Source organism: Collinsella sp. LCP19S3_H3 (assembly GCF_052119145.1).
Lineage (GTDB): Bacteria > Actinomycetota > Coriobacteriia > Coriobacteriales > Coriobacteriaceae > Collinsella.
Window position 1 is genome coordinate 99612 of the sequence record NZ_JBQKFW010000002.1, and the last position, 19257, is coordinate 118868.

At 60.7% G+C, this 19257-nt stretch carries 18 protein-coding genes; 3 read left to right on the forward strand and 15 right to left on the reverse strand.

Annotated elements, in window-relative coordinates:
• Positions 1-30: 30 nt before the first annotated feature.
• From ACTQZF_RS01395 to pyrR, 12 genes are all read right to left on the reverse strand, one after another.
• Positions 31-2334, reverse strand: a complete 2304-nt coding sequence (locus ACTQZF_RS01395) for a DNA internalization-related competence protein ComEC/Rec2 (RefSeq protein ID WP_441554347.1) — start codon at positions 2332-2334, stop codon at positions 31-33.
• Positions 2331-3041, reverse strand: coding sequence for a helix-hairpin-helix domain-containing protein (locus ACTQZF_RS01400; RefSeq protein WP_441554348.1), 711 nt, complete (start codon positions 3039-3041; stop codon positions 2331-2333). The genes ACTQZF_RS01395 and ACTQZF_RS01400 overlap by 4 nt, the downstream gene beginning before the upstream one ends.
• A gap of 214 nt (positions 3042-3255) precedes the next feature.
• Complete coding sequence (gene thiI / locus ACTQZF_RS01405; RefSeq protein ID WP_427726849.1) at positions 3256-4500, reverse strand: tRNA uracil 4-sulfurtransferase ThiI; 1245 nt, start codon at positions 4498-4500, stop codon at positions 3256-3258.
• Complete coding sequence (locus ACTQZF_RS01410) at positions 4501-4782, reverse strand: DNA-directed RNA polymerase subunit omega (RefSeq protein WP_370450597.1); 282 nt, start codon at positions 4780-4782, stop codon at positions 4501-4503.
• 5 nt (positions 4783-4787) lie between these two features.
• Complete coding sequence (gmk, locus tag ACTQZF_RS01415) at positions 4788-5357, reverse strand: guanylate kinase (protein WP_441554349.1); 570 nt, start codon at positions 5355-5357, stop codon at positions 4788-4790.
• A complete protein-coding gene (gene mihF / locus ACTQZF_RS01420) occupies positions 5358-5666 on the reverse strand; it encodes an integration host factor, actinobacterial type (protein WP_006236130.1) in 309 nt (102 codons plus the stop codon).
• A gap of 240 nt (positions 5667-5906) precedes the next feature.
• The gene (gene pyrF, locus ACTQZF_RS01425) at positions 5907-6623 is read right to left on the reverse strand and encodes an orotidine-5'-phosphate decarboxylase (protein WP_441547812.1); all 717 of its coding nucleotides are present in this window, start codon (positions 6621-6623) and stop codon (positions 5907-5909) included.
• Positions 6617-7525, reverse strand: coding sequence for a dihydroorotate dehydrogenase (locus tag ACTQZF_RS01430; RefSeq protein ID WP_427717595.1), 909 nt, complete (start codon positions 7523-7525; stop codon positions 6617-6619). The genes pyrF and ACTQZF_RS01430 overlap by 7 nt, the downstream gene beginning before the upstream one ends.
• A gap of 14 nt (positions 7526-7539) precedes the next feature.
• Positions 7540-8307 carry a dihydroorotate dehydrogenase electron transfer subunit gene (locus ACTQZF_RS01435; protein ID WP_154516544.1) on the reverse strand — a complete coding sequence of 256 codons (768 nt, stop codon included), beginning with the start codon at positions 8305-8307 and terminating at the stop codon, positions 7540-7542.
• 116 nt (positions 8308-8423) lie between these two features.
• Positions 8424-9713 (reverse strand): dihydroorotase, encoded by a 1290-nt coding sequence (locus ACTQZF_RS01440; RefSeq protein WP_154516264.1) that lies wholly within the window; start codon positions 9711-9713, stop codon positions 8424-8426.
• Positions 9697-10641 (reverse strand): aspartate carbamoyltransferase catalytic subunit, encoded by a 945-nt coding sequence (locus tag ACTQZF_RS01445; RefSeq protein ID WP_035138537.1) that lies wholly within the window; start codon positions 10639-10641, stop codon positions 9697-9699. Before ACTQZF_RS01445 ends, ACTQZF_RS01440 begins: the two co-directional genes overlap by 17 nt.
• Before the next feature lie 4 nt (positions 10642-10645).
• Positions 10646-11230, reverse strand: coding sequence for a bifunctional pyr operon transcriptional regulator/uracil phosphoribosyltransferase PyrR (pyrR, locus tag ACTQZF_RS01450; protein WP_138374176.1), 585 nt, complete (start codon positions 11228-11230; stop codon positions 10646-10648).
• Positions 11231-11680: 450 nt separating this feature from the next.
• On the opposite strand from pyrR, the gene rpmB reads away from it, so the two are divergent.
• Complete coding sequence (gene rpmB, locus ACTQZF_RS01455; protein WP_022094725.1) at positions 11681-11869, forward strand: 50S ribosomal protein L28; 189 nt, start codon at positions 11681-11683, stop codon at positions 11867-11869.
• Positions 11870-12098: 229 nt separating this feature from the next.
• Here rpmB and ACTQZF_RS01460 read toward each other — a convergent pair whose 3' ends face one another.
• Positions 12099-12542, reverse strand: a complete 444-nt coding sequence (locus tag ACTQZF_RS01460; protein WP_441548254.1) for a hypothetical protein — start codon at positions 12540-12542, stop codon at positions 12099-12101.
• A gap of 233 nt (positions 12543-12775) precedes the next feature.
• Between ACTQZF_RS01460 and adhE the strand changes: the two genes are divergently transcribed.
• Positions 12776-15424, forward strand: coding sequence for a bifunctional acetaldehyde-CoA/alcohol dehydrogenase (gene adhE / locus ACTQZF_RS01465; RefSeq protein WP_154516260.1), 2649 nt, complete (start codon positions 12776-12778; stop codon positions 15422-15424).
• 87 nt (positions 15425-15511) lie between these two features.
• Positions 15512-16276 (forward strand): phosphotransferase, encoded by a 765-nt coding sequence (locus ACTQZF_RS01470; RefSeq protein WP_441554350.1) that lies wholly within the window; start codon positions 15512-15514, stop codon positions 16274-16276.
• Between the two features lie 173 nt (positions 16277-16449).
• On the opposite strand, the gene ACTQZF_RS01475 is transcribed toward ACTQZF_RS01470, so the two are convergent.
• Positions 16450-18171: a proline--tRNA ligase gene (locus ACTQZF_RS01475; protein ID WP_229770666.1), complete on the reverse strand. Its 1722-nt coding sequence runs from the start codon at positions 18169-18171 to the stop codon at positions 16450-16452.
• A complete protein-coding gene (gene ispG, locus ACTQZF_RS01480; RefSeq protein WP_441554351.1) occupies positions 18172-19254 on the reverse strand; it encodes a flavodoxin-dependent (E)-4-hydroxy-3-methylbut-2-enyl-diphosphate synthase in 1083 nt (360 codons plus the stop codon).
• Positions 19255-19257 lie beyond the last annotated feature (3 nt).

Here is a 19257-nt window from a genome sequence, read left to right on the forward strand (position 1 = left end):
CCACGGGTTGGTCCCGCGCCAACGGCAGCATCACGGTCGCTGACATCGCATGGCAAAACCGGCCGCAGTCGGCGAGACGGTAATGTCGCCTCTCTCGATAGTGCATGCGAACGCGCCGCCCGCATCGCTAACGGCATCGATGCAGGCATCGGATGGATGGCCGTAGCGGTTGCCCTCGCCCGCGCTCGCAATAGAGAGCTCGGGCTTAAGGGTTTCCAGCAAGTCTGTATCGACAGAATCTTTTGAGCCGTGATGCCCCAGCTTGAGCACATCGATATCACCCACCTCCTGTACAAACTCGCGCTCCTGATCGAGCTCGGCATCACCAGTGAGGAGCATACGCAGGCTTTTGCCTTCCTGAGCATAGGAGAGCAGCAAGACAAGCGAGTCCTCATTGCCCTCACCGTCAACCGTATCAAACGGCCACATCACACGAGCCCGAAATGCGCCGATATCGACTGTGTCTCCGCGAGCCACCTGCCGATACGTGACGCTTGGGCGATTCAGGACCTCAGCAGGCGCACTGCCCAGCGCATCCGCCGCAACCGCAATGGTTCCTACCGAAAACCGATCGAGTACGTCGGGAAGACCGCCCCAATGGTCTTCATCCCAATGCGTCACGAAGACGGCGTCGATATGGTGGACGTTATTGCGAACCAACGCCGACACCACGCGCGCGTCGAGGCCACAGTCGACGAGCGCCACGGCGCCACCCTGACGAACCAGAATCGCATCGGCTTGGCCAACATCAAGGACTGTCACCGAAGGCGGCGCACATCGATCCCAATAGACATACGGAACGCCCGCCGCAAGCATCAAACACAGCAGCCCCACTGCCATGGGCCGCGCGCTGGGGCGTGGCCACAAGACCAAGAGGACCACCAGCGAAAAAGGCACCACGTATACCAAGGGCGTATCGGGCGGCACGCTTACGGATGCGCCCGGAACGGCAGCAAAGAGTTGCTCAAAGAACAGGGCACAGCGAGCGATAGCCATGGGCACCACAAGCGCCCCGTGACGCAAGAGCGGCACAAGCGAGCAAGGCACCAGCACAACCGAAGATGCGAGCAGAACGCTTATCACCGGACCGATCACGGCATTTGCAAGCGGGGCAATGAGCGAAAACATCCCAAATGCGGGAATGATTACGGGAAGTGTCGCGATCTGCGAGCACAGCGTGACGGACAAAATACTGGCAACCCCCGATGGCACGCCCAGCTCGCCCAAGGCGTAGGTAGCGTAGGGGCAAAAACAAAGGATGGCAAAAACACTGGCGCACGATAGCTGAAAACCCATCTCGAACAATACTGTCGGCCGCAGCAACATAAAGATTGTCATGGTCAAAAATAGAGCCGAAAGGCCATGCCGACGACGTCCGGCGCCGTTGACGACAAGCGTCACCGCCACCATACAGCACGCGCGCACGGCCGAGGGCGAAGCGCCTGTAAAGACGGCATAGGCAGCGAGGGCCAGCACCAACAGCCCCCTCTGCAGCCCACGAGAGAGGCGAGTCTTTTGCAGGGCGCTCTCAATCACAAACCCAACGATGGCAAGATGGCTGCCCGAGACGGCGATAAGATGTGCGGTGCCCGTTACCGAAAACAAATCGCCCGCCGGCTGAGCACGCAGCTCGGAGGAGCGTCCGCAGACAACGCCGTCAATGAGCGAGCGCGCCGGATCGGTCTCGGGCGCGATAGCGGCAAGGAGCTCGTTTCGCAGCCAGGGCAACGGCCCCGGAAAGCCCTCGTCAACCGATACCAACCGGATGACCTTAACTTTTCGAAGCTCGCCCCGAAGCACGCGTGAGCGCCCATACGCATCATTCTCAAAACGCGACATTCGACCAACAGCATGCACACGCGAACCGGCGCTGAGCTCACGATCACACGACAGCCGTATCTCGCCCAAGCGCTTTTCGCCCGCATATGAATCACAGGTATAGGAGTACGTCCCATCATTGATGGATGGATCGCCCTGCACAACAAACTCGAGACTGCTCGCAGCTCGATTATCCAGTGCCGTCGAAGCACGCAGCGCCCCTATCGCCCAACCCGCGGACACGACCGCTCCCGCCAGGAGGCCGAGGGACGCGGCATACAGCCATCGCCTCCACCGCACAAGACTCATACAAAACCGAGCCAATACGATGCACGCGGCAGCCGCAACGGGAATGGCCATAAGCAATGTGACGGGCGCTGCCCGCTCTCCCAGCAGCAAATCGGCTGCCACGTTAAGCACCAGGCCGCAGCTCGCACACAAGCCAGAACAAAGGGCAATCGTCCACGGCATCAGGGGCCGCGGCGGCATCACATGCTCGCACTCGGACACACTCATACGCAGATGCAATCTTTAATTTTGGCGAGCTTTTTCTCACCGATCCCCGATACGCGCATGAGGTCATCGACCGAGGCAAAGGCCCCGTTTTGAGTCCGCTCATCGATAATCGACTGGGCCGTAGAAGGCCCGATGCCCGAAAGCGTCTGCAGTTCCGCCGCACTTGCCGTATTGATATTCACAAGCCCCGACGAAGACCCCGCACCAGCAGTCATGGCAGCACCGCTTTCGACCCCGCCGACCGACGCAGCCGCTTGTTGCTCCCCCACCATCGGAACATAGATCTTTTGACCATCTGTGATCTTGGACGCACGATTAAGCCCTGTCACATCCGCCTCAGCCGTGAGCCCTCCGGCGGCATCGATCGCTTGGGACACCCGCGCTCCGTCTTTGAGCCGGTACACGCCAGGCCTCGCAACGGCGCCATCGACATCGACGTACACCTCAGCAGCAGAAGAACTCTTGGCAGACGACTCATCGGCATCATCAGGTAACCCATCCCCGGCCCCGCGCACATCCGAGGCGCCCGCCTCATCACCACGCTCAAACGACACGCCGCTGGAGCGGCTACCAAAACTTGCCATCGCCAAGCCGCTCGCGGCGGCAATGACAATCAGAATCGCCACGACCATCGCCTTATGGCCGAGCAGCTTTTCTGCCCAGCGGTCCATCCGTTTAACCCGTTCGTGTTGCTCGCGTTGCGCCATAGCAAACACCTCCCAACACCATCGTGTCAGGAAACGAGCGCCGTAGCCTCCGCACGCCCACACCGGTTATCGAAGTCAAACCAAAAGCTGACCAAAACCTTGCAGGATAGTGTCCATTTATTCAGATACACGTCGACAAATGAACCGTTTATCGCCTAATGCCCAGATAGATTAAGACCGACGATGCAAATGCACCGCCGGTCTATACACAACATTATTCGTGATCTTGGTAAATCTCACGTGGAGCAAGCTGAGGATGTTTACGTTTTAAGGTCTTAGGGGCCTTGTACGTGTTGCTCTCGAAGTCGATGTACTCGGTCTGTTTGAGCAAGCGCTCAATCATCTCCTCGTGATCGAACAGCTCCCACGCCTCATGCACGGCATCGAGTTTTGCGTGCGTCTCGGGGCGGCGCGGCATAAAGAGCGTGCAGCAATCGGGAGCAGCCTCGGTCGAGATATCGAAGGTACCGATTTCCTCGGCACGCGCGATGATCTCCTGCTTGTCCGAACCGATCAGCGGGCGGAACACGGGGATCTTGACGGCCTCGTTGACGGCCATAATGTTCTCGAGCGTCTGGGAGGCAACCTGACCGAGCGATTCACCGGTCACGATAGCCTTGGCGCCCTCGATATGCGCAATGCGCTCGGCAACCGAATACATAATGCGGCGATACATGATCACGCGCAGGTTGCTGGGACAGGCCACGGAAATCTCACGCTGGCAATCGCCAAACGGCACCACGTACAGGCGGCCGATCTGGACGCCCGGCGCAAGCGCACGGATAATGTCCTGCACCAAATACTCGCTTGTATCGGGTGTCTGCGGACGACCGGAGAAATGTACCGGCACGCACACCGCGCCGCGACGCGCGAGCATCCAGGTCGCCACCGGAGAATCGATGCCCGACGACAGAAGCGTCACAACCTTGCCGGCGGAACCCACCGGCAGACCGCCCACGCCGCGCTCGGAGCGCGCATACACGTAAACGCTACCCTGGACCACCAGCACGTGCACCATCGCGTCGGGGTCGTGCATCTGGACCTTTTTATCAGGGAAGGCCTCGCACAGTACCTCGCCAACCTGACGATTGATATCAATCGAGGTGAGCTCGTAGTCGGTGTTAGAGCGTTTGGCATGCACCTTAAACGAATCGAAGGGACCAAACTCGCGCAGCGCCTTCACGGCGGCGGCGCAGTACTCCTGCGGGTCGCGGTTGGTGTGATATGCCAGGGACACGCGGGCAACGCCGGGGACGGTGCGAATGACACGCGCCGCCTCGTCGGCCTGATGCTCGTTAAAGGTCACGAGGATATAACCGGAAATTCGAGACACGGCATTCACGGAAAAGGCGGCCAAGGCCGCCTTGATGTTATCCATGAGGATATGCTCAAAATGTGCGCGGTTCTTGCCCTTCAGTCCAACCTCGTGATAGTGGACCAGGCAGACGCGAGCTGCCATTTAGGCTTCAGCAACCTTGTGGCCGAGCGCCTTCTTGTAACGAGCCTCGTCGTAGGAGATATCGCCGTCGACAATCTCGTCCATAGCCATCGAGATGGTATCGGCGCCGGAAAGGCCAATGGTAATGTCATCGACATCCTGAACGGCAAGCACGCGGTTGTGCTGGCCACGCAGCATGCTGTTAATGTCGCAGGCGCGCTTGGAGGCAAGCGAGGCGAGCAGGAAGCGGTTGTGATCGGTCTTCTCCAGAAGATCGTCAATACAAGGCTTTACAACGGACACGGACCTCAGATCCTTTCATGCATATCGAGAACGCGAACGAGCTCATCGGTCGCGCGGTCGAGATCGTCATTCACCACGACGTCGTCGTAGCGGTCGGCAAGGGCAAGTTCATCGGCGGCGTTTGCCATGCGCAGCTCGATCGTCTCGGGCGTCTCGGTACCGCGACCGACCAGGCGATCGCGTAACACCTCAAGCGAAGGCGGCTTGATAAAGATCAACACGGCCTCGGGGAAACGCTCCTTGACCTGCAGGGCACCCTGGACATCAATCTCCAAAATCAGAGACGAGCCAGAGGCGAGCTTGGATGCGACCTCGCTCGCCAACGTACCGTAGCAGTTACCGTGGACCTCGGCCCACTCAACAAACTCACCGTTTGCCACGCGGCGGTCGAACTCCTCGCGCGTCAGGAAAAAGTAGTTGACGCCGTCGACCTCACCTTTACGTGGCGCTCGCGTGGTAGCCGAAACCGTCAGGCCCAGGTTCGAGCGGCGCTCGCGCACACGAGTGACGAGCGTGCCCTTGCCTGCACCTGACGGTCCAGAAATCACAAAGAGCTTTGAATCCTGAGCGCTCACTTATTTGGTCAGCTGCTCGAGGAGCTGCTCGCGCTGACGGACACCGAGGCCCTGGACGCGACGGGTAGCGGAGATGCCGAGCTCCTCCATGATCTTGGCGGCCTTGGCCTTGCCATAACCGGGCAGAGACTCGATGAGGGTGGAAACCTTCATGCGGGAAGCGATGGGGTCATCGGAGTTGAGCACGGACTCGAGAGACTTCTCGCCCTTCTTGATCTGCTCGCGAAGCTCAGCGCGGGCGTGACGTGCGGCGGCAGCCTTCTCAAGAGCCTGCTTACGCTGCTCGTCGGTAAGCTGAGGGAGTGCCATTCGAACCTCCAAATAGTTGGGTTATATCTGATGCAATAATTGGCATTTTAGCACGTCAAACGCACTAAATGCCCAATCGACGGCTCCATAGGTTAGACGATACCTGCGAAAAGTGCAATATACGGAGGTCAAAGTTGAGCCCCTGACCTGTGATTCCACACAAAGGATGGGAAAGTTTTCGCAGGCACAAGGGCTAATTTGTGCTAATAAGACCCAAAAGTGGTGACTTGAGGGAATCTTTTACGCGACGTTTTCGACCAGCTCGGCGACGATGGCGTCAAAGGCCGCAACCGGATCGTCGGAGCCGGTAATAGGACGGCCCACCACGATGTGGCTCGCACCGCGCTCGATAGCCTGGGAAGGTGTCGCCACACGGGATTGATCGCCCAGGGCGGCACCCACCGGACGCACACCCGGAGTCACAATCAGCGCGTCGGGGCCGAGCAGCTCACGCATGTCGTGAGCCTCCATCGGCGAGCACACGATACCGTCGATGCCGTTGGCCTGAGCGAGCTTTGCCAGGCGAGCGGCCTCCTCGGCCACGGGCGACTCGACGCCGATCTCCGCCAGCGCATCCTGATTCATGCTCGTAAGTACGGTGATGGCGACGAGCTTGGCGCGGTCCTCGCGCGCCTCCTCGGCACCCTCGCGGCAGGCAGCGAGCATGGCGCCCGAACCCAAGCCGTGGACCGAGAGCAGGTCGGCACCGGCAAGCGAGGCCGAGCGAGCGGCACCGCGCACCTGATGCGGAATGTCATGGAACTTGAGGTCGAGGAAGACCTTAAAGCCCAAATCCTTGAACGTCTTGACGATCTCGGGACCCTCGGCGTAATAGAGCGTCATGCCCACCTTGAGCCAGACGGCATGGCCCGAAAGCTCATGGGCGAGCTCGAGTGCGCGCTCGCGGTCGCAGTCGAGGGCGACGATAACACGGTCGCGGGCATCGGTCTCTAGCATTCGAACGCACCTACCAGCTCGTTGATGTCCTTTACGCCCTGGGACTCCGCCCAGGCCTCGAGCTCGTGCGCGATCTTAAGCGAAGCACACGGGTCGACGAAGTTGGCCATGCCGACCGACACGCAGGTGGCGCCGGCCAGGATAAACTCGGCCGCATCCTCGCCGGTCATGACACCGCCGACACCGTTGATGGGGATATCGACGGCCTGGGCGACCTCCCAGACCATGCGCACGGCGATGTGGTGGCACAGCGGGCCCGAAAGGCCGCCCTTGGGCTTGGCCACACGGGACTTGCGGGTGTGCACGTCAATGGCCATGCCCTGGATGGAGTTGATGACCGAAAGGCCATCGGCGCCGGCAGCCTCGAGGGCGCGGGCGATCTCGGCGACATTGACCGGAGCCATCTTAACGAACAGCGGCTTATCGGTCACCTTGCGGCAGGCAGCCATAACGGAAGAGGCGCCCTCGGGCGTGGAGCCCATGGCGGCACCGCCGGCGGCAATGTTGGGGCAGCTCACGTTGATCTCATAGCCGGCAGCCCAGGGGCACAGCTCGACATACATCTCGAGCGCGCGCACGAACTCATCAACGGAGTGACCGGCAACCTGGCAGATGACCTGGCAACCGTCCTTGGAGAGCTGCTCGAGCCACGGACCGGACTCGCGGGCGAAAGCGGCCACACCGGGGTTCTGCAGGCCCACGGAATTGATCATGCCGCCGGGGATCTCGGCCATGCGGGGTGCGGGATTGCCGGGCCAGGGCTCGGCAGCGCAACCCTTGGTGGTGATGGCACCCAGCTGGGAGACATCAAAGAAGTTCTGGAACTGCCAACCGTAGCCAAAGGTACCGGCTGCGGTGTTGATGGGGTTCTGCATCTTGACGCCGCCGAAATCGACGGACATGTTCACGGTACCCACTAGAAGACCACCACCTTGGAAGCATCAAACACGGGGCCGCACATGCAGGCGCCCTTCATACCGTCGACCGTCTCGACATTGCAGGTGTTGCAGGCACCAAAGCCGCAGCTCATCATGCGCTCGAGCGACACCTCGCAGTACGCGCCGGCCTCGGCGGCAGCGGCGGCGACTTTCTTCATCATAACGGCGGGACCACAGCTGGCGACGTAGTCGTAACCGCCCTTGCCGAGCAGCTCAGCGGCAGGATCGGTGCATAAGCCGTGCGTACCCAACGAGCCGTCGTCGGTGCACACGTTGACCGTGGCTCCCAGCGCGCGGAACTCATCGACGCCCACGACCTTGGACGCGGTGCCAAAACCCAGGCACACGTCAACGGCCACGCCCTGCTCGGCAAGCATGCCAGCGAGGCACAGCACGGGCGGAACACCGATGCCGCCCGCCACGAGCAGCGCCTTCCTGGTGCCCTCGGGTACCAGCCAGCCGCGGCCGCCAGGGCCCAACAGGTTGGACTTGGAGCCGGGGCCCATTTGCGACAGACGACGGGTGTCGTCGCCCACGACGGCGTACCACAGCTCGACGGTACCGGCCTCGGCGTCAGAGCGATAGAAGCTCAAGGGCACGCGAAGCAGCGAAGAGGCATCGCCGGGCACGGCGATGTTCACAAACTGACCGGGCTTGAGCGCACTTGCAAGCTTGGGGGCCGAAATAACGAGCGAGAAGATGCCGTCGGCGATCTCCTGGTTCGAGACGACCTCGAAGTCGTGCATGCGTGCAGTGGAAGGTGTGGGCATAGACGCTCCAATCCCCCATGCAGTTGCATGGACCAAACGAACAGAAAGCGCGGCACCGCAAGGGCACCGCGCGCAAAAGCGATAAGGCTATGCTAGCAGATGCAGCCGTCGGCAAGCGTCTGTTTACCGCCGACAAACACATCAGTGGCACGACCGGTGAGCGTGCGGCCGGCAAAACCGGAGTTCTCGGCGCGCGACTCGTAACCGTCCTCGCCGACCGTCCAGGTGACAGACGCGTCGAAGACGGTCAGGTCGGCAACAGAGCCCGCCTTGACCTGAACCTGATCAAGGCCCAGGATCTCACGCGGCTTAATAGCCATGAGCTCGACCATGCGGCCCATACCCATCTTGCCCGTGTTGACCAGCTCGGTGAGCACGAGCGACAGCGAGGTCTCGAGGCCGATCATGCCAAAGGGCGCGAGCTCGAACTCACGGGCTTTCTCCCACGGCGTGTGGGGAGCGTGATCGGTGACGATGACGTCGACGGTGCCGTCGATGACACCCTGGCGGATGGCCTCGGCATCCTCGTCGGTACGCAGCGGCGGGTTAACCTTGAGCGAGGTGTTGTAGGTCTCGTCCAGGTCGTTCTCGGTCAGGAACATGTGATGCGGGGTGGCCTCGCAGGTAACCTGAACGCCAGCGGCCTTGCCGGCACGCACGAGCTCCAGGCCATGGGCGGTGGAGATGTGCTGGATGTGCAGCTTGGCACCGGTCAGTTTGGCGATCTCGATGTCGCGGGCGATCTGGAGCTCCTCGCCGGCAGCCGGCCAGCCCTCGAGGGCCAGACGAGTCGAAACCTTGCCCTCGTTGATCTGGCCGTGGCCGACCAGGTCCTCGTCCTGGCAATGGCTCATGAAGACCTTGCCGAACATCTTGCCGTAGTCCATGCAGCGACGGAGCATGCCTGCACCCTGCACGCCGCGACCGTCGTCGGTGAAGGCGACGGCGCCGTGGGCGACCATATCGCCCATCTCGGACATAGCCTCGCCCTTAAGACCGCGGGTCATGGCGCCAGAAGGATAGACGCGGCAGTGGCCGACCTCGGCAGCGCGGGACTTGACGAACTCAACAACGGTACCGTTATCGGTAACGGGGTCGGTGTTGGGCATGGCGCACACGCCAGTGAAGCCGCCCTTGGCAGCTGCGCGGGTGCCGCTCTCGATGTCCTCTTTGACCTCATAGCCGGGCTCGCGCAGGTGGACGTGCATGTCCACCAGGCCAGGGACAAGGTACTTACCGGAAAGGTCGCGGACCTCGGCTCCCTCGGCGGCGAGGTTCTCGCCGACCTCGGCGATCTTGTCGCCGTCGATCAGGACGTCAACGACACCGTCAAGCTCGACGGACGGATCGACGACGTGGGCATTCTTAAGAAGCAAGGCCATTATCGGCACCTCCAAGCAGCAGATACAGGATAGCCATACGCACGCAGATACCGGCGTAGACCTGCTCCAGGATGACGGAGCGTTGCGGGTGGTCGGCCATATAGGAGTCGAACTCGACGCCGCGGTTGATGGGGCCCGGGTGGCAAATGATCGCGTCGGGCTTCATGAGCTTCTCACGGTCCTTGGTCAGGCCGAAGAGCTTGTGGTACTCGCGAATGGTCGGGAACGGGGCACCCTCGAGGCGCTCCTGCTGTACGCGCAGCATGTAGACGACGTCCAGCTCGGGCAGGACGGAATCGAGGTCGCTCGTCACGTGGTCGCAGCCCAGAACCTCGGGCGCCGGCGGCAGCAGCGTGCCGGGGGCGACGGCGTAGGTCTCGCAGCCCATGATCTTCAACGCGGGGATCAGCGAGCCGCAGACGCGGGAGTGGGCGATGTCGCCGACGACGGCGACTTTCAGACCGTGGAAGTCACCCTTGTGCTCCCAGATGGTGTACAGGTCGAGCAGAGCCTGCGTGGGGTGATTGTGCTTACCGTCACCGGCGCAGATAACACTCGCGGGCGAATTCTGCGTGACGATGTAGGGAGCACCGGCATGTTTGTCGCGCACGACGATGCAGTCGATCTTGTAGGCGTTGAGCGTCTCGACGGTATCGACGAGGCTCTCGCCCTTGACCGTGGAGGTCGAGGAGCCGCCAAAGTTGAGGCTGTCGGCCGAAAGACGCTTCTCGGCAAGCTCGAAGGAGCTGCGGGTACGCGTCGAGGGCTCGTTGAACATATTGACGATGGTCTTGCCCTTGAGCGTGGGGACCTTCTTGATGGCACGCTCGTTGACCTCGGAGAACGCCTTGGCGGTCTCGAGGATGAGCTTGATGTCCTCTTCGGAGTACTCGGTAATGTCGATCAGGTGCTTATGATTGAACGCCACGGTACTACTCACCTCCCAGCGGCGCGGAGCCCACGTGGGAACCCGGCGCGACGTCGTTGATCTCGACAGCGGTACGGCCGTCGACTTCCTTCATATAAAGGTGCACGTTCTCCTCGTGCGACGAGGGAACGTTCTTGCCGACAAAGTCCGGCGAGATAGGGAGCTCGCGGTGACCGCGGTCAACGAGAACTGCCAGCTCGATGCGGCTCGGACGGCCCAGGTCCATAACGGCGTCCAGAGCGGCGCGGATGGTGCGGCCCGTGTACAGGATGTCGTCCACCAAAACGACGCGCTTGCCGTCGACGCTGAAGGGAATGTTGGTAGCGTGGATCGCGGGAGCGAAGTTAGTCGCATAGTCATCGCGATAGAAGCTGATGTCCAGGCTGCCGAGCGGAACGTCAACACCCTCGATCTCCTTGATCGCCTCGGCGAGCTTCTTTGCCAGAAGGTCGCCGCGCGTGACGATGCCGACCAGAGCGAGGTCTTCACAGCCCTCGTTGCGCTCGAGAATCTCGTGCGCGATGCGGGTCATCGCTCGGTTGACGGCGGTCTCGTCCATGATGACCGCCTTGGGGGAAGTCGTGCCCATCGATCTCCTTCCTCACATGTCTTGACTGCTGATACAGTCAAAAAAATAGATGCCCGACCGCTCAAAGCGGACCAGACACCCACAGGAAGGACTGCTCTATGGCAGCAATATAAATCCATGTGGGTATCTCGTACCCCTTTAATGGTCAAGGGATAGTGTAGCCAACCCCGAGCTTAATTGCGAGCATTAATACGGAGCAATCCGCAAACGGACTCAACGCTCCATAAACCTATATATATTTGCGGGACAAGCTTGAAAACGTCGATGCGAGCTGGCATAATCCCCTCTGCTACACGCAAATCGGATCTACGTCCAGGGCCGTAGCGTGGGCACTATCGCCATAAGAGAAATATCTCTGTGTAGATTACGCACAGGGAGCTGCTTCTGTGCTATAGTTCAGGCTTGTTTGTTAACGCGACATGTTCGTTTGTCGCCCAAGGAGGGTCAGTTATGTCCAAAGTTTGCGAAGTTTGCGGTAAGCACCCCGTTGCCGGTCGCTCTATCAGCCACTCTCACCGCGTCACCAACCGTAAGTTCCGCCCCAACATCCAGCGCGTCTACGTCGTCGTCGATGGTCACCGTCGCAAGATGAACGTTTGCTCCACCTGCCTTAAGTCTGGCAAGGTTGCGCGCTCCTAAATAAGGTCTTACCAACAAGTACCTCGGACTCTCCGGGTCAAAGACCTCGCGTTCACATAGAACTTACCAAAGGCGTCCTCTCTTGTGGAGGGCGCCTTTTTGCACTCATTGGGGACAGACTTACATGGGTGTTTTCGCTCATTGGGGACAGACTTACATGGGTGTTTTCACTCATTGGGGACAGACATGATGCATGTCTGCGGCGCCCCGACTAGCTCCGGCCCCTGCCTCACGCAGCTTCCTTCCAGCCCGCGGTGGCCTTGGTCACACTTGTAGCGCCGATACCGGTGATACGGGCAATTTGCTTGACCGTAAGATGTGCCTGCCGGAGCCTCAGCAGGCAGGCATCGCGTTCGGGGCGTGGCAGGGCCTTAAGCAGCGTAGGATCTATGCTCGGCAGGACTTCGCGCGCAACGGAAAGGGCCTCCTCATCGGGGATCCGACGGCGTGGAAGAACCTCCACCGACCAGATGCGCCCGGCAGCTTCCTTGAGATGTTCGCAATAGCAACGGGAGCCTCCGACAATATCGAGCATAGGGGCCGCATCACAAATGTCAAAGGGATCGTAGCCCAGCTGATATGCCTTGAAGCTTGACCATCGGTACGCCTCGAGTGAGTCGAGCGCACCTTTCACGGGATTGAGATGAATATAATCGAGCAGCTGCACCGCCATAACAGGTCCAGAACAGCGAAATGACAAAACTATGTCTGTCCCAAATGAGTGAAAGCACTCATATAAGTCTGTCCCCAATGAGCAGGCCGATGTCAGGCTGATATTTTTAATTAAAACGCTTCAGCTAGTTGAAGCGTTTTAGTGTGCCTTTTACGGGAATCTTACCGTTCGCCGAATAATTTCTTGCTATCATGCAACACGTAGGGTAAATCTCCGATCGCAAGGAGACACAAATGGTGAAAAAGTCACCGGAAAACACTACTCCCGCAATTGTGGACAACGTAGAGGCGCTTGAGGCTAAGCTCGCTCAGATGCGAGAGGCCCAGGCGCTTTTTGCTACGTACACGCAGGAGCAGGTCGACAAGATCTTCTACGAGGCCGCCATGGCCGCCAACAAGGCTCGTATCCCGTTGGCGAAGATGGCCATCGAGGAGACCGGTCGCGGCGTTCTTGAAGACAAGGTCATCAAGAACCACTACGCCGCAGAGTACATCTACAACGCTTACAAGAACACCAAGACCTGTGGTGTCATTGAGCGCGACGAGGCCTACGGCATCACCAAGATCGCTGAGCCCATCGGCATCGTGGGCGCCGTCATCCCGACGACCAACCCCACCTCCACCGCGATCTTCAAGACGCTGATCAGCCTGAAGACCCGCAACGCCATCATCATCTCCCCGCACCCGGCTGCCGCCAAGTGCACCATCGCCGCCGCCAAGCTCGTGCTTGACGCCGCCGTCAAGGCCGGCGCCCCCGAGGGCATCATCGGCTGGGTCGATGTCCCCTCCATCGAGCTGACCAACATGGTCATGCGCGATGTCGACATCATCCTCGCCACCGGTGGCCCGGGCATGGTCAAGGCCGCCTACTCCTCGGGCAAGCCCGCCCTGGGCGTTGGCGCCGGTAACACCCCGGTCGTCATCGACGACACCGCCGACGTGCTGCTCGCCGTCAACTCCATCATCCACTCCAAGACCTTCGACAACGGCATGATCTGCGCTTCCGAGCAGTCCGTGACCGTCATCGACACCATCTATGACCAGGTTAAGGCCGAATTCCAGAAGCGCGGCTGCTACTTCGTCAAGCAGGGTGCCGAGATGGAGGCCCTGCGCGGCGCCATGTTCAAGAACGGCGCTCTCGATCACCGCATCCCCGGCATGGCTGCCGCCAAGATCGCCGAACTCGCCGGTATCGAGGTTCCCGCCAAGACCAAGATCCTGATCGCCGAGGTCACCTCCACCGACCCCGCCAAGGAGGAGTTCTCCCACGAGAAGCTCTCCCCTGTCCTGGCCATGTATCACGCCAAGGACTTCCAGGAGGCCGTCGACAAGGCCGAGCACCTGGTACTCGCCGGTGGCCCGGGCCACACCGCCTCTCTGTACGTGCATCCCGCCCAGGCCGAGAAGATCAGCCTGTTCGAGCATGTCATGAAGGCCTGCCGTATCGTCATCAACACCCCGTCCTCGCACGGCGGCATCGGTGACCTGTACAACTTTGGCATGAAGCCGTCTCTGACCCTGGGCTGCGGCTCCTGGGGCGGCAACTCCGTCTCCGAGAACGTTGGGGTGAAGCACTTGATCAACGTTAAGACTGTGGCCGAGCGCCGTGAGAACATGCTGTGGTTCCGCGCTCCCGAGAAGGTCTACTTCAAGAAGGGTTCCACGCCCGTCGCTCTCGACGAGCTGGGCAGCGTCATGGGCAAGAAGCGCGCCTTTATCGTCACCGACCAGTTCCTCTTCAAGAATGGCAACACCCGCGCCATCGAAGCCAAGCTCGACGAGATGGGCATCGCCCACGACTGCTTCTACGACGTCGAGCCCGATCCGTCGCTGCAGTGCGCACGTCGCGGCGCCAAGCAGATGGCTCTCTTTGAGCCGGACGTCATCATCGCCGTCGGCGGTGGCTCCGCTATGGACGCCGGCAAGATCATGTGGATGATGTACGAGCACCCCGAGTGCAAGTTTGAGGACATGGCCATGGACTTCATGGACATCCGCAAGCGTATCTTCACCTTCCCCGAGATGGGCAAGAAGGCCTACTTCGTCGCCGTCCCGACCTCTTCGGGCACCGGTTCCGAGTGCACGCCGTTCGCCATCATCACCGACAAGGAGACCGGCATCAAGTGGCCGCTCGCCGACTACGCGCTGCTCCCCAACATGGCTATCGTCGATGCCGACAACTGCATGACCGCCCCGCGCGGCCTGACCGCCGCCTCCGGCATCGACGTCATGACCCACGCCATCGAGTCCTATGTCTCCATCATGGCCTCCGACTACACCAAGGGCCTCTCCGAGCGCGCTGCCAAGCTCGTCTTCGAGAACCTGCCCTCCAGCTTCGAAAACGGCGCCAAGGACCCGCATGCCCGCGAGGAGATGCACAACGCCTCCTGCATGGCCGGTATGGCCTTCGCCAACGCCTTCCTGGGTCTCAACCACTCCATGGCCCACAAGCTCGGTGCCTTCCATCACCTGCCCCACGGCATCGCCAACGCCATCATCCTGACTCGCGTCATGCGCTACAACGCCGCCGAGGCCCCCGTCAAGATGGGCACGTTCTCCCAGTATCCTTACCCCAACGCGCTGCACAACTACGCCGAGATGGCCAAGTACTGCGGTATCGAGGGCAAGGACGACAAGGAGGTCTTCGAGAACTTCATCACGAAGCTCGAGGAGCTCAAGGACTTCATCGGTGTCAAGAAGACCATCGCCGACTACGGTGTTGACGAGCAGTACTTCCTCGACACCCTCGACGAGATGACCGAGCAGGCATTCAACGACCAGTGCACCGGCGCTAACCCGCGCTACCCGCTCATGAGCGAGATCAAGGAGCTCTACCTGGACGCCTACTATGGCCGCGAGCCCCAGGACTACGCCGTCTGCTAGTTTTTAGCACGGTTATTTCGGCGGGGGTGAACGGGCGCACGCACGCCCCCGCCGCTGCTTCTATCGCATCGTTGAAAGGATGCAATCATGCTGCTCCCCGAATCCAAGACCGAGCTCGTCCGTCGCGGCAACAAAGTCGTTTACGACCTGGGCGACAAGATCGTCAAGGTCTTTAACGAGACCAAGCCCGTCTCCGACGTGTTCAACGAGGCTTTGAATCTTGCCCGCATCAATGAGTGCGGCATCCGAAGCCCCAAGGCTCTCGAGGTTTCTCAGCTCGAGAACGCCAACGGCTGGGCGCTCTTGACCGAGAAGGTTCCGGGCACCACCCTTGCCGAGAAGATGACTGCCGAGCCCCAGCGCTTTGGTGAGTACCTCGAGATGTTCGTCGACCTCCAGATCGAGATCCACGGCTACACCTCCCCGCTGCTCAACCGCCAGCGCGACAAGTTCGCCCGCATGATCGACAGCCTCGATCAGCTCAATGCCACCACGCGCTACAACCTTCAGGAGCGTCTGGACGGCATGACCAAGGAGTTCAAGGTCTGCCACGGCGACTTCAACCCCTCCAACGTCATCGTTGGCGACGACGGCCAGCTGTACGTCTGCGACTGGGCACACGCCACCCAAGGCTCCCCTGCTGCCGACGTTGCCACCACCTACCTGCTCTTTGCCCTCAACAGCAAGGACCAGGCCGAGGCCTACCTGGAGCTCTACTGCGATCGCGCCGACATGCCCATGCAGGTCGTGCGTCAGTGGACGAGCATCGTCGCCGCTTCCGAGCTCGCTCGTAAGCGCAACGTGAACGATGAGTTCCTTAAGAACTGGATCGACGTCGTCGATTATCAGTAATATCTGAGCGATTTATTTCGCATCGGAGGCACAAAGGAAAACCCCACAGCTCGCATGGGCTGCGGGGTTTTCCTTTTAGCAACAAATGTCCCTTAGACGCAAAAGCGGCCCTGCATCTCTACCTCGAGAGACGCAGGGCCGCTTAACAAGTGCACTAAACGCAGCGGGCTCGATTAACGGCGTGCTGCTTTCACAAGCTCAGCGACCTTGGCGACAACCTCATCGATCGCCACATCCTCGCGCTCGCCCGTGGCACGATCCTTGAGCTCGACGGTGCCGTTCTTAAGGCCGCGCTTGCCGAGCACCACCTGATAAGGGAAGCCCATAAGGTCGTTGTCGGCAAACTTAAAGCCGGGACGCTCGTCACGGTCGTCAACGACAACCTCGATACCCTCGGCGCACAGACCCTCGACGATTTGATCGCAAACAGAAGCGCACTCCTCTTTCTTGGGGTCGAGCGGAATCACCGCAACCTCGTACGGTGCAACGGAGACCGGCCAAACGATACCGTGCTCGTCGTTGTGCTGCTCCACGACGGCAGCGAGCGAGCGGGACACGCCCACGCCGTAGCAACCCATGATAAGCGGCTTCTCCTTGCCGTCCTCGTCCATAAAGGTGGCACCCATGGCCTCGGAGTACTTGGTGCCCAGCTGGAAGACCTGGGAAACCTCGATGCCGCGAGCAGCGGAGAGCGGCTTGCCGCAGTGCGGGCAAGGGTCGCCGGCAACGACGGTAACCAGGTCGGCCCACTCGTCGACGGTAAAGTCGCGCTCGGGGCAGGCACCGGTAAAGTGATAGTCGACTTCGTTGGCACCGCAGGCCCACTGCTTGGACTCGCGCAGGCTCTCGTCGCAGACCAGACGAATGCCCTCCGGCAGGTTAACCGGTCCTATAAAGCCCTTATGCAGACCGTAGGTCTGGAGCTCCTCGTCGGTCATCATGCGATAGCCCTTGCCAAAGACATGCTCGGCCTTGCAGTCGTTGAGCTCATGATCGCCCGGAACGATGGCCACAACCGGCTTGCCCTCGGCGTCGATGAGAGCCAGCGACTTGCGCGTACCGTTCTCGGGGAAGCCGAAGAACTTGGCGACGGCCTCGATGGTGCCCATACCCGGAGTCTCGACCTTGGTGAGTGTGCCGTCGCCGGGGCCCTCGGTCACAACGACCTTGGTGCTTGCCGCCTCGTCGTCGGCAGCAAAGCCACAATCGTCGCAGTAGACCAGCGAAGCCTCGCCGGCATCTGCCAGCGCCATGAACTCGACGGAGGTGTCGCCACCGATCTCGCCGGAATCGGCGACGACGGGCAGGGCCTTGATGTAGCAGCGCTCGCAGATATTGGCGTAGGCCTGCTTCATCTTGTCGTACTCCTCCTGCAGGCTCTCCTGCGTGGCAGAAAAGCTGTAGGCGTCTTTCATGATGAACTCGCGACCGCGCATCAGGCCAAAGCGGGGACGGAACTCGTCGCGGAACTTGTCCTGGATGTGATAGAGATTCACCGGCAGTTGCTTGTATGAACGCAGCTCGTTGCGCACCAGGGCAGTCACGGTCTCCTCGTGCGTGGGGCCGAGCACGAACTCGCGGCCGTGGCGGTCATCAAAGCGCACGAGCTCCTTGCCATAGGCATCGATACGACCGGACTCACGCCACAGCTCGGCATCGACCATGATGGGCATCATGAGCTCCTGGGCGCCGGCGGCGTCCATCTCGTCGCGCACGATGTTCTCGATCTTGCGAATCGAGCGCCACGCGAGCGGCAGATAGGAATAGAGACCGGCGGCCTCCTTGCGGATCATACCGGCACGGAGCAGCAGGCGATGGCTCGCAAGCTCAGCGTCAGCCGGATCCTCTTTGAGCGTCGGAGCATACAGCTTAGACATATACATTGCTCGGGTCATTTATTTCTCCTCAATAAGCTTGTCGACCTCGGCCATAAGCGCGTCGACAATTTGGTCCTCCGCTACTTTACCAATGATCTGGCCGTGCGAAAAGAGCAGGCCCTGACCACGTCCGCAAGCAACGCCCAGGTCGGCATCAGAAGCCTCACCGGGACCATTGACGGCACATCCCATGACGGCAATCGAAAGCGGCGCGGCATAGTTCTTAAGCCGCTCGGTTACTTCCTCGGCGATTGCGATCAGGTTAACCTGACAGCGGGCGCACGTGGGGCACGAGACAATCTCGGGGCCGCGGCGACGCAGGCCCAGCGACTGCAAAATTCCCCAGGCGACCGGCGGCTCCTCAACCGGATCGGCCGTGAGCGAAACGCGCATGGTGTCACCGATTCCCTCGGACAGCAGGATTCCAAGGCCCACCGAGCTCTTGACGGTGCCCTGCAGCTTGGTACCCGCCTCGGTTACGCCCAGGTGGAGCGGAACGTGGGGAATCTCACGCGACAGGGCACGATAGGTGTCGAGCGTCGTTTGCACGCTATGGGCCTTGGCCGAAAGCACAATGTTCGTAAAGCCGCGGTCTTCAAAATGCTTGACGAAACGTTCGCTCGACATCACGAGCTTTTCGGGCTGCGTGAGGTCGTCGCGCTCAGCGATATCCTGCTCAAGCGAACCAGCATTGACGCCGATACGAATCGCACAGCCCGCGGCACCCGCAGCATCGATCACCGCGTCAACCTTGGCCCAATCGCCGATATTGCCGGGATTGATGCGCAGCTTGGCAGCACCGGCCTCAACGGCACCAATGGCGAGCTTATGGTTAAAGTGGATGTCGGCAACGATCGGCACCGGAGACTCGGCACAGATGGTGCGGAAACCCTCAAGCGCGGCCTCGGTGGGCACGCTCACGCGCACGATATCGCAGCCAGCCTGCGCCAACGCGCACACTTGAGCAAGCGTTGCCTGGGTATCAGCGGTATCGGTGCAGGTCATGGATTGGACCACCACCGGCACGCCTCCACCGATCTGCACGCCGCCCACATGCACGGGGCGCGTCAACTCGCGAGGCAAAGGATGGGATAAAGACAATCC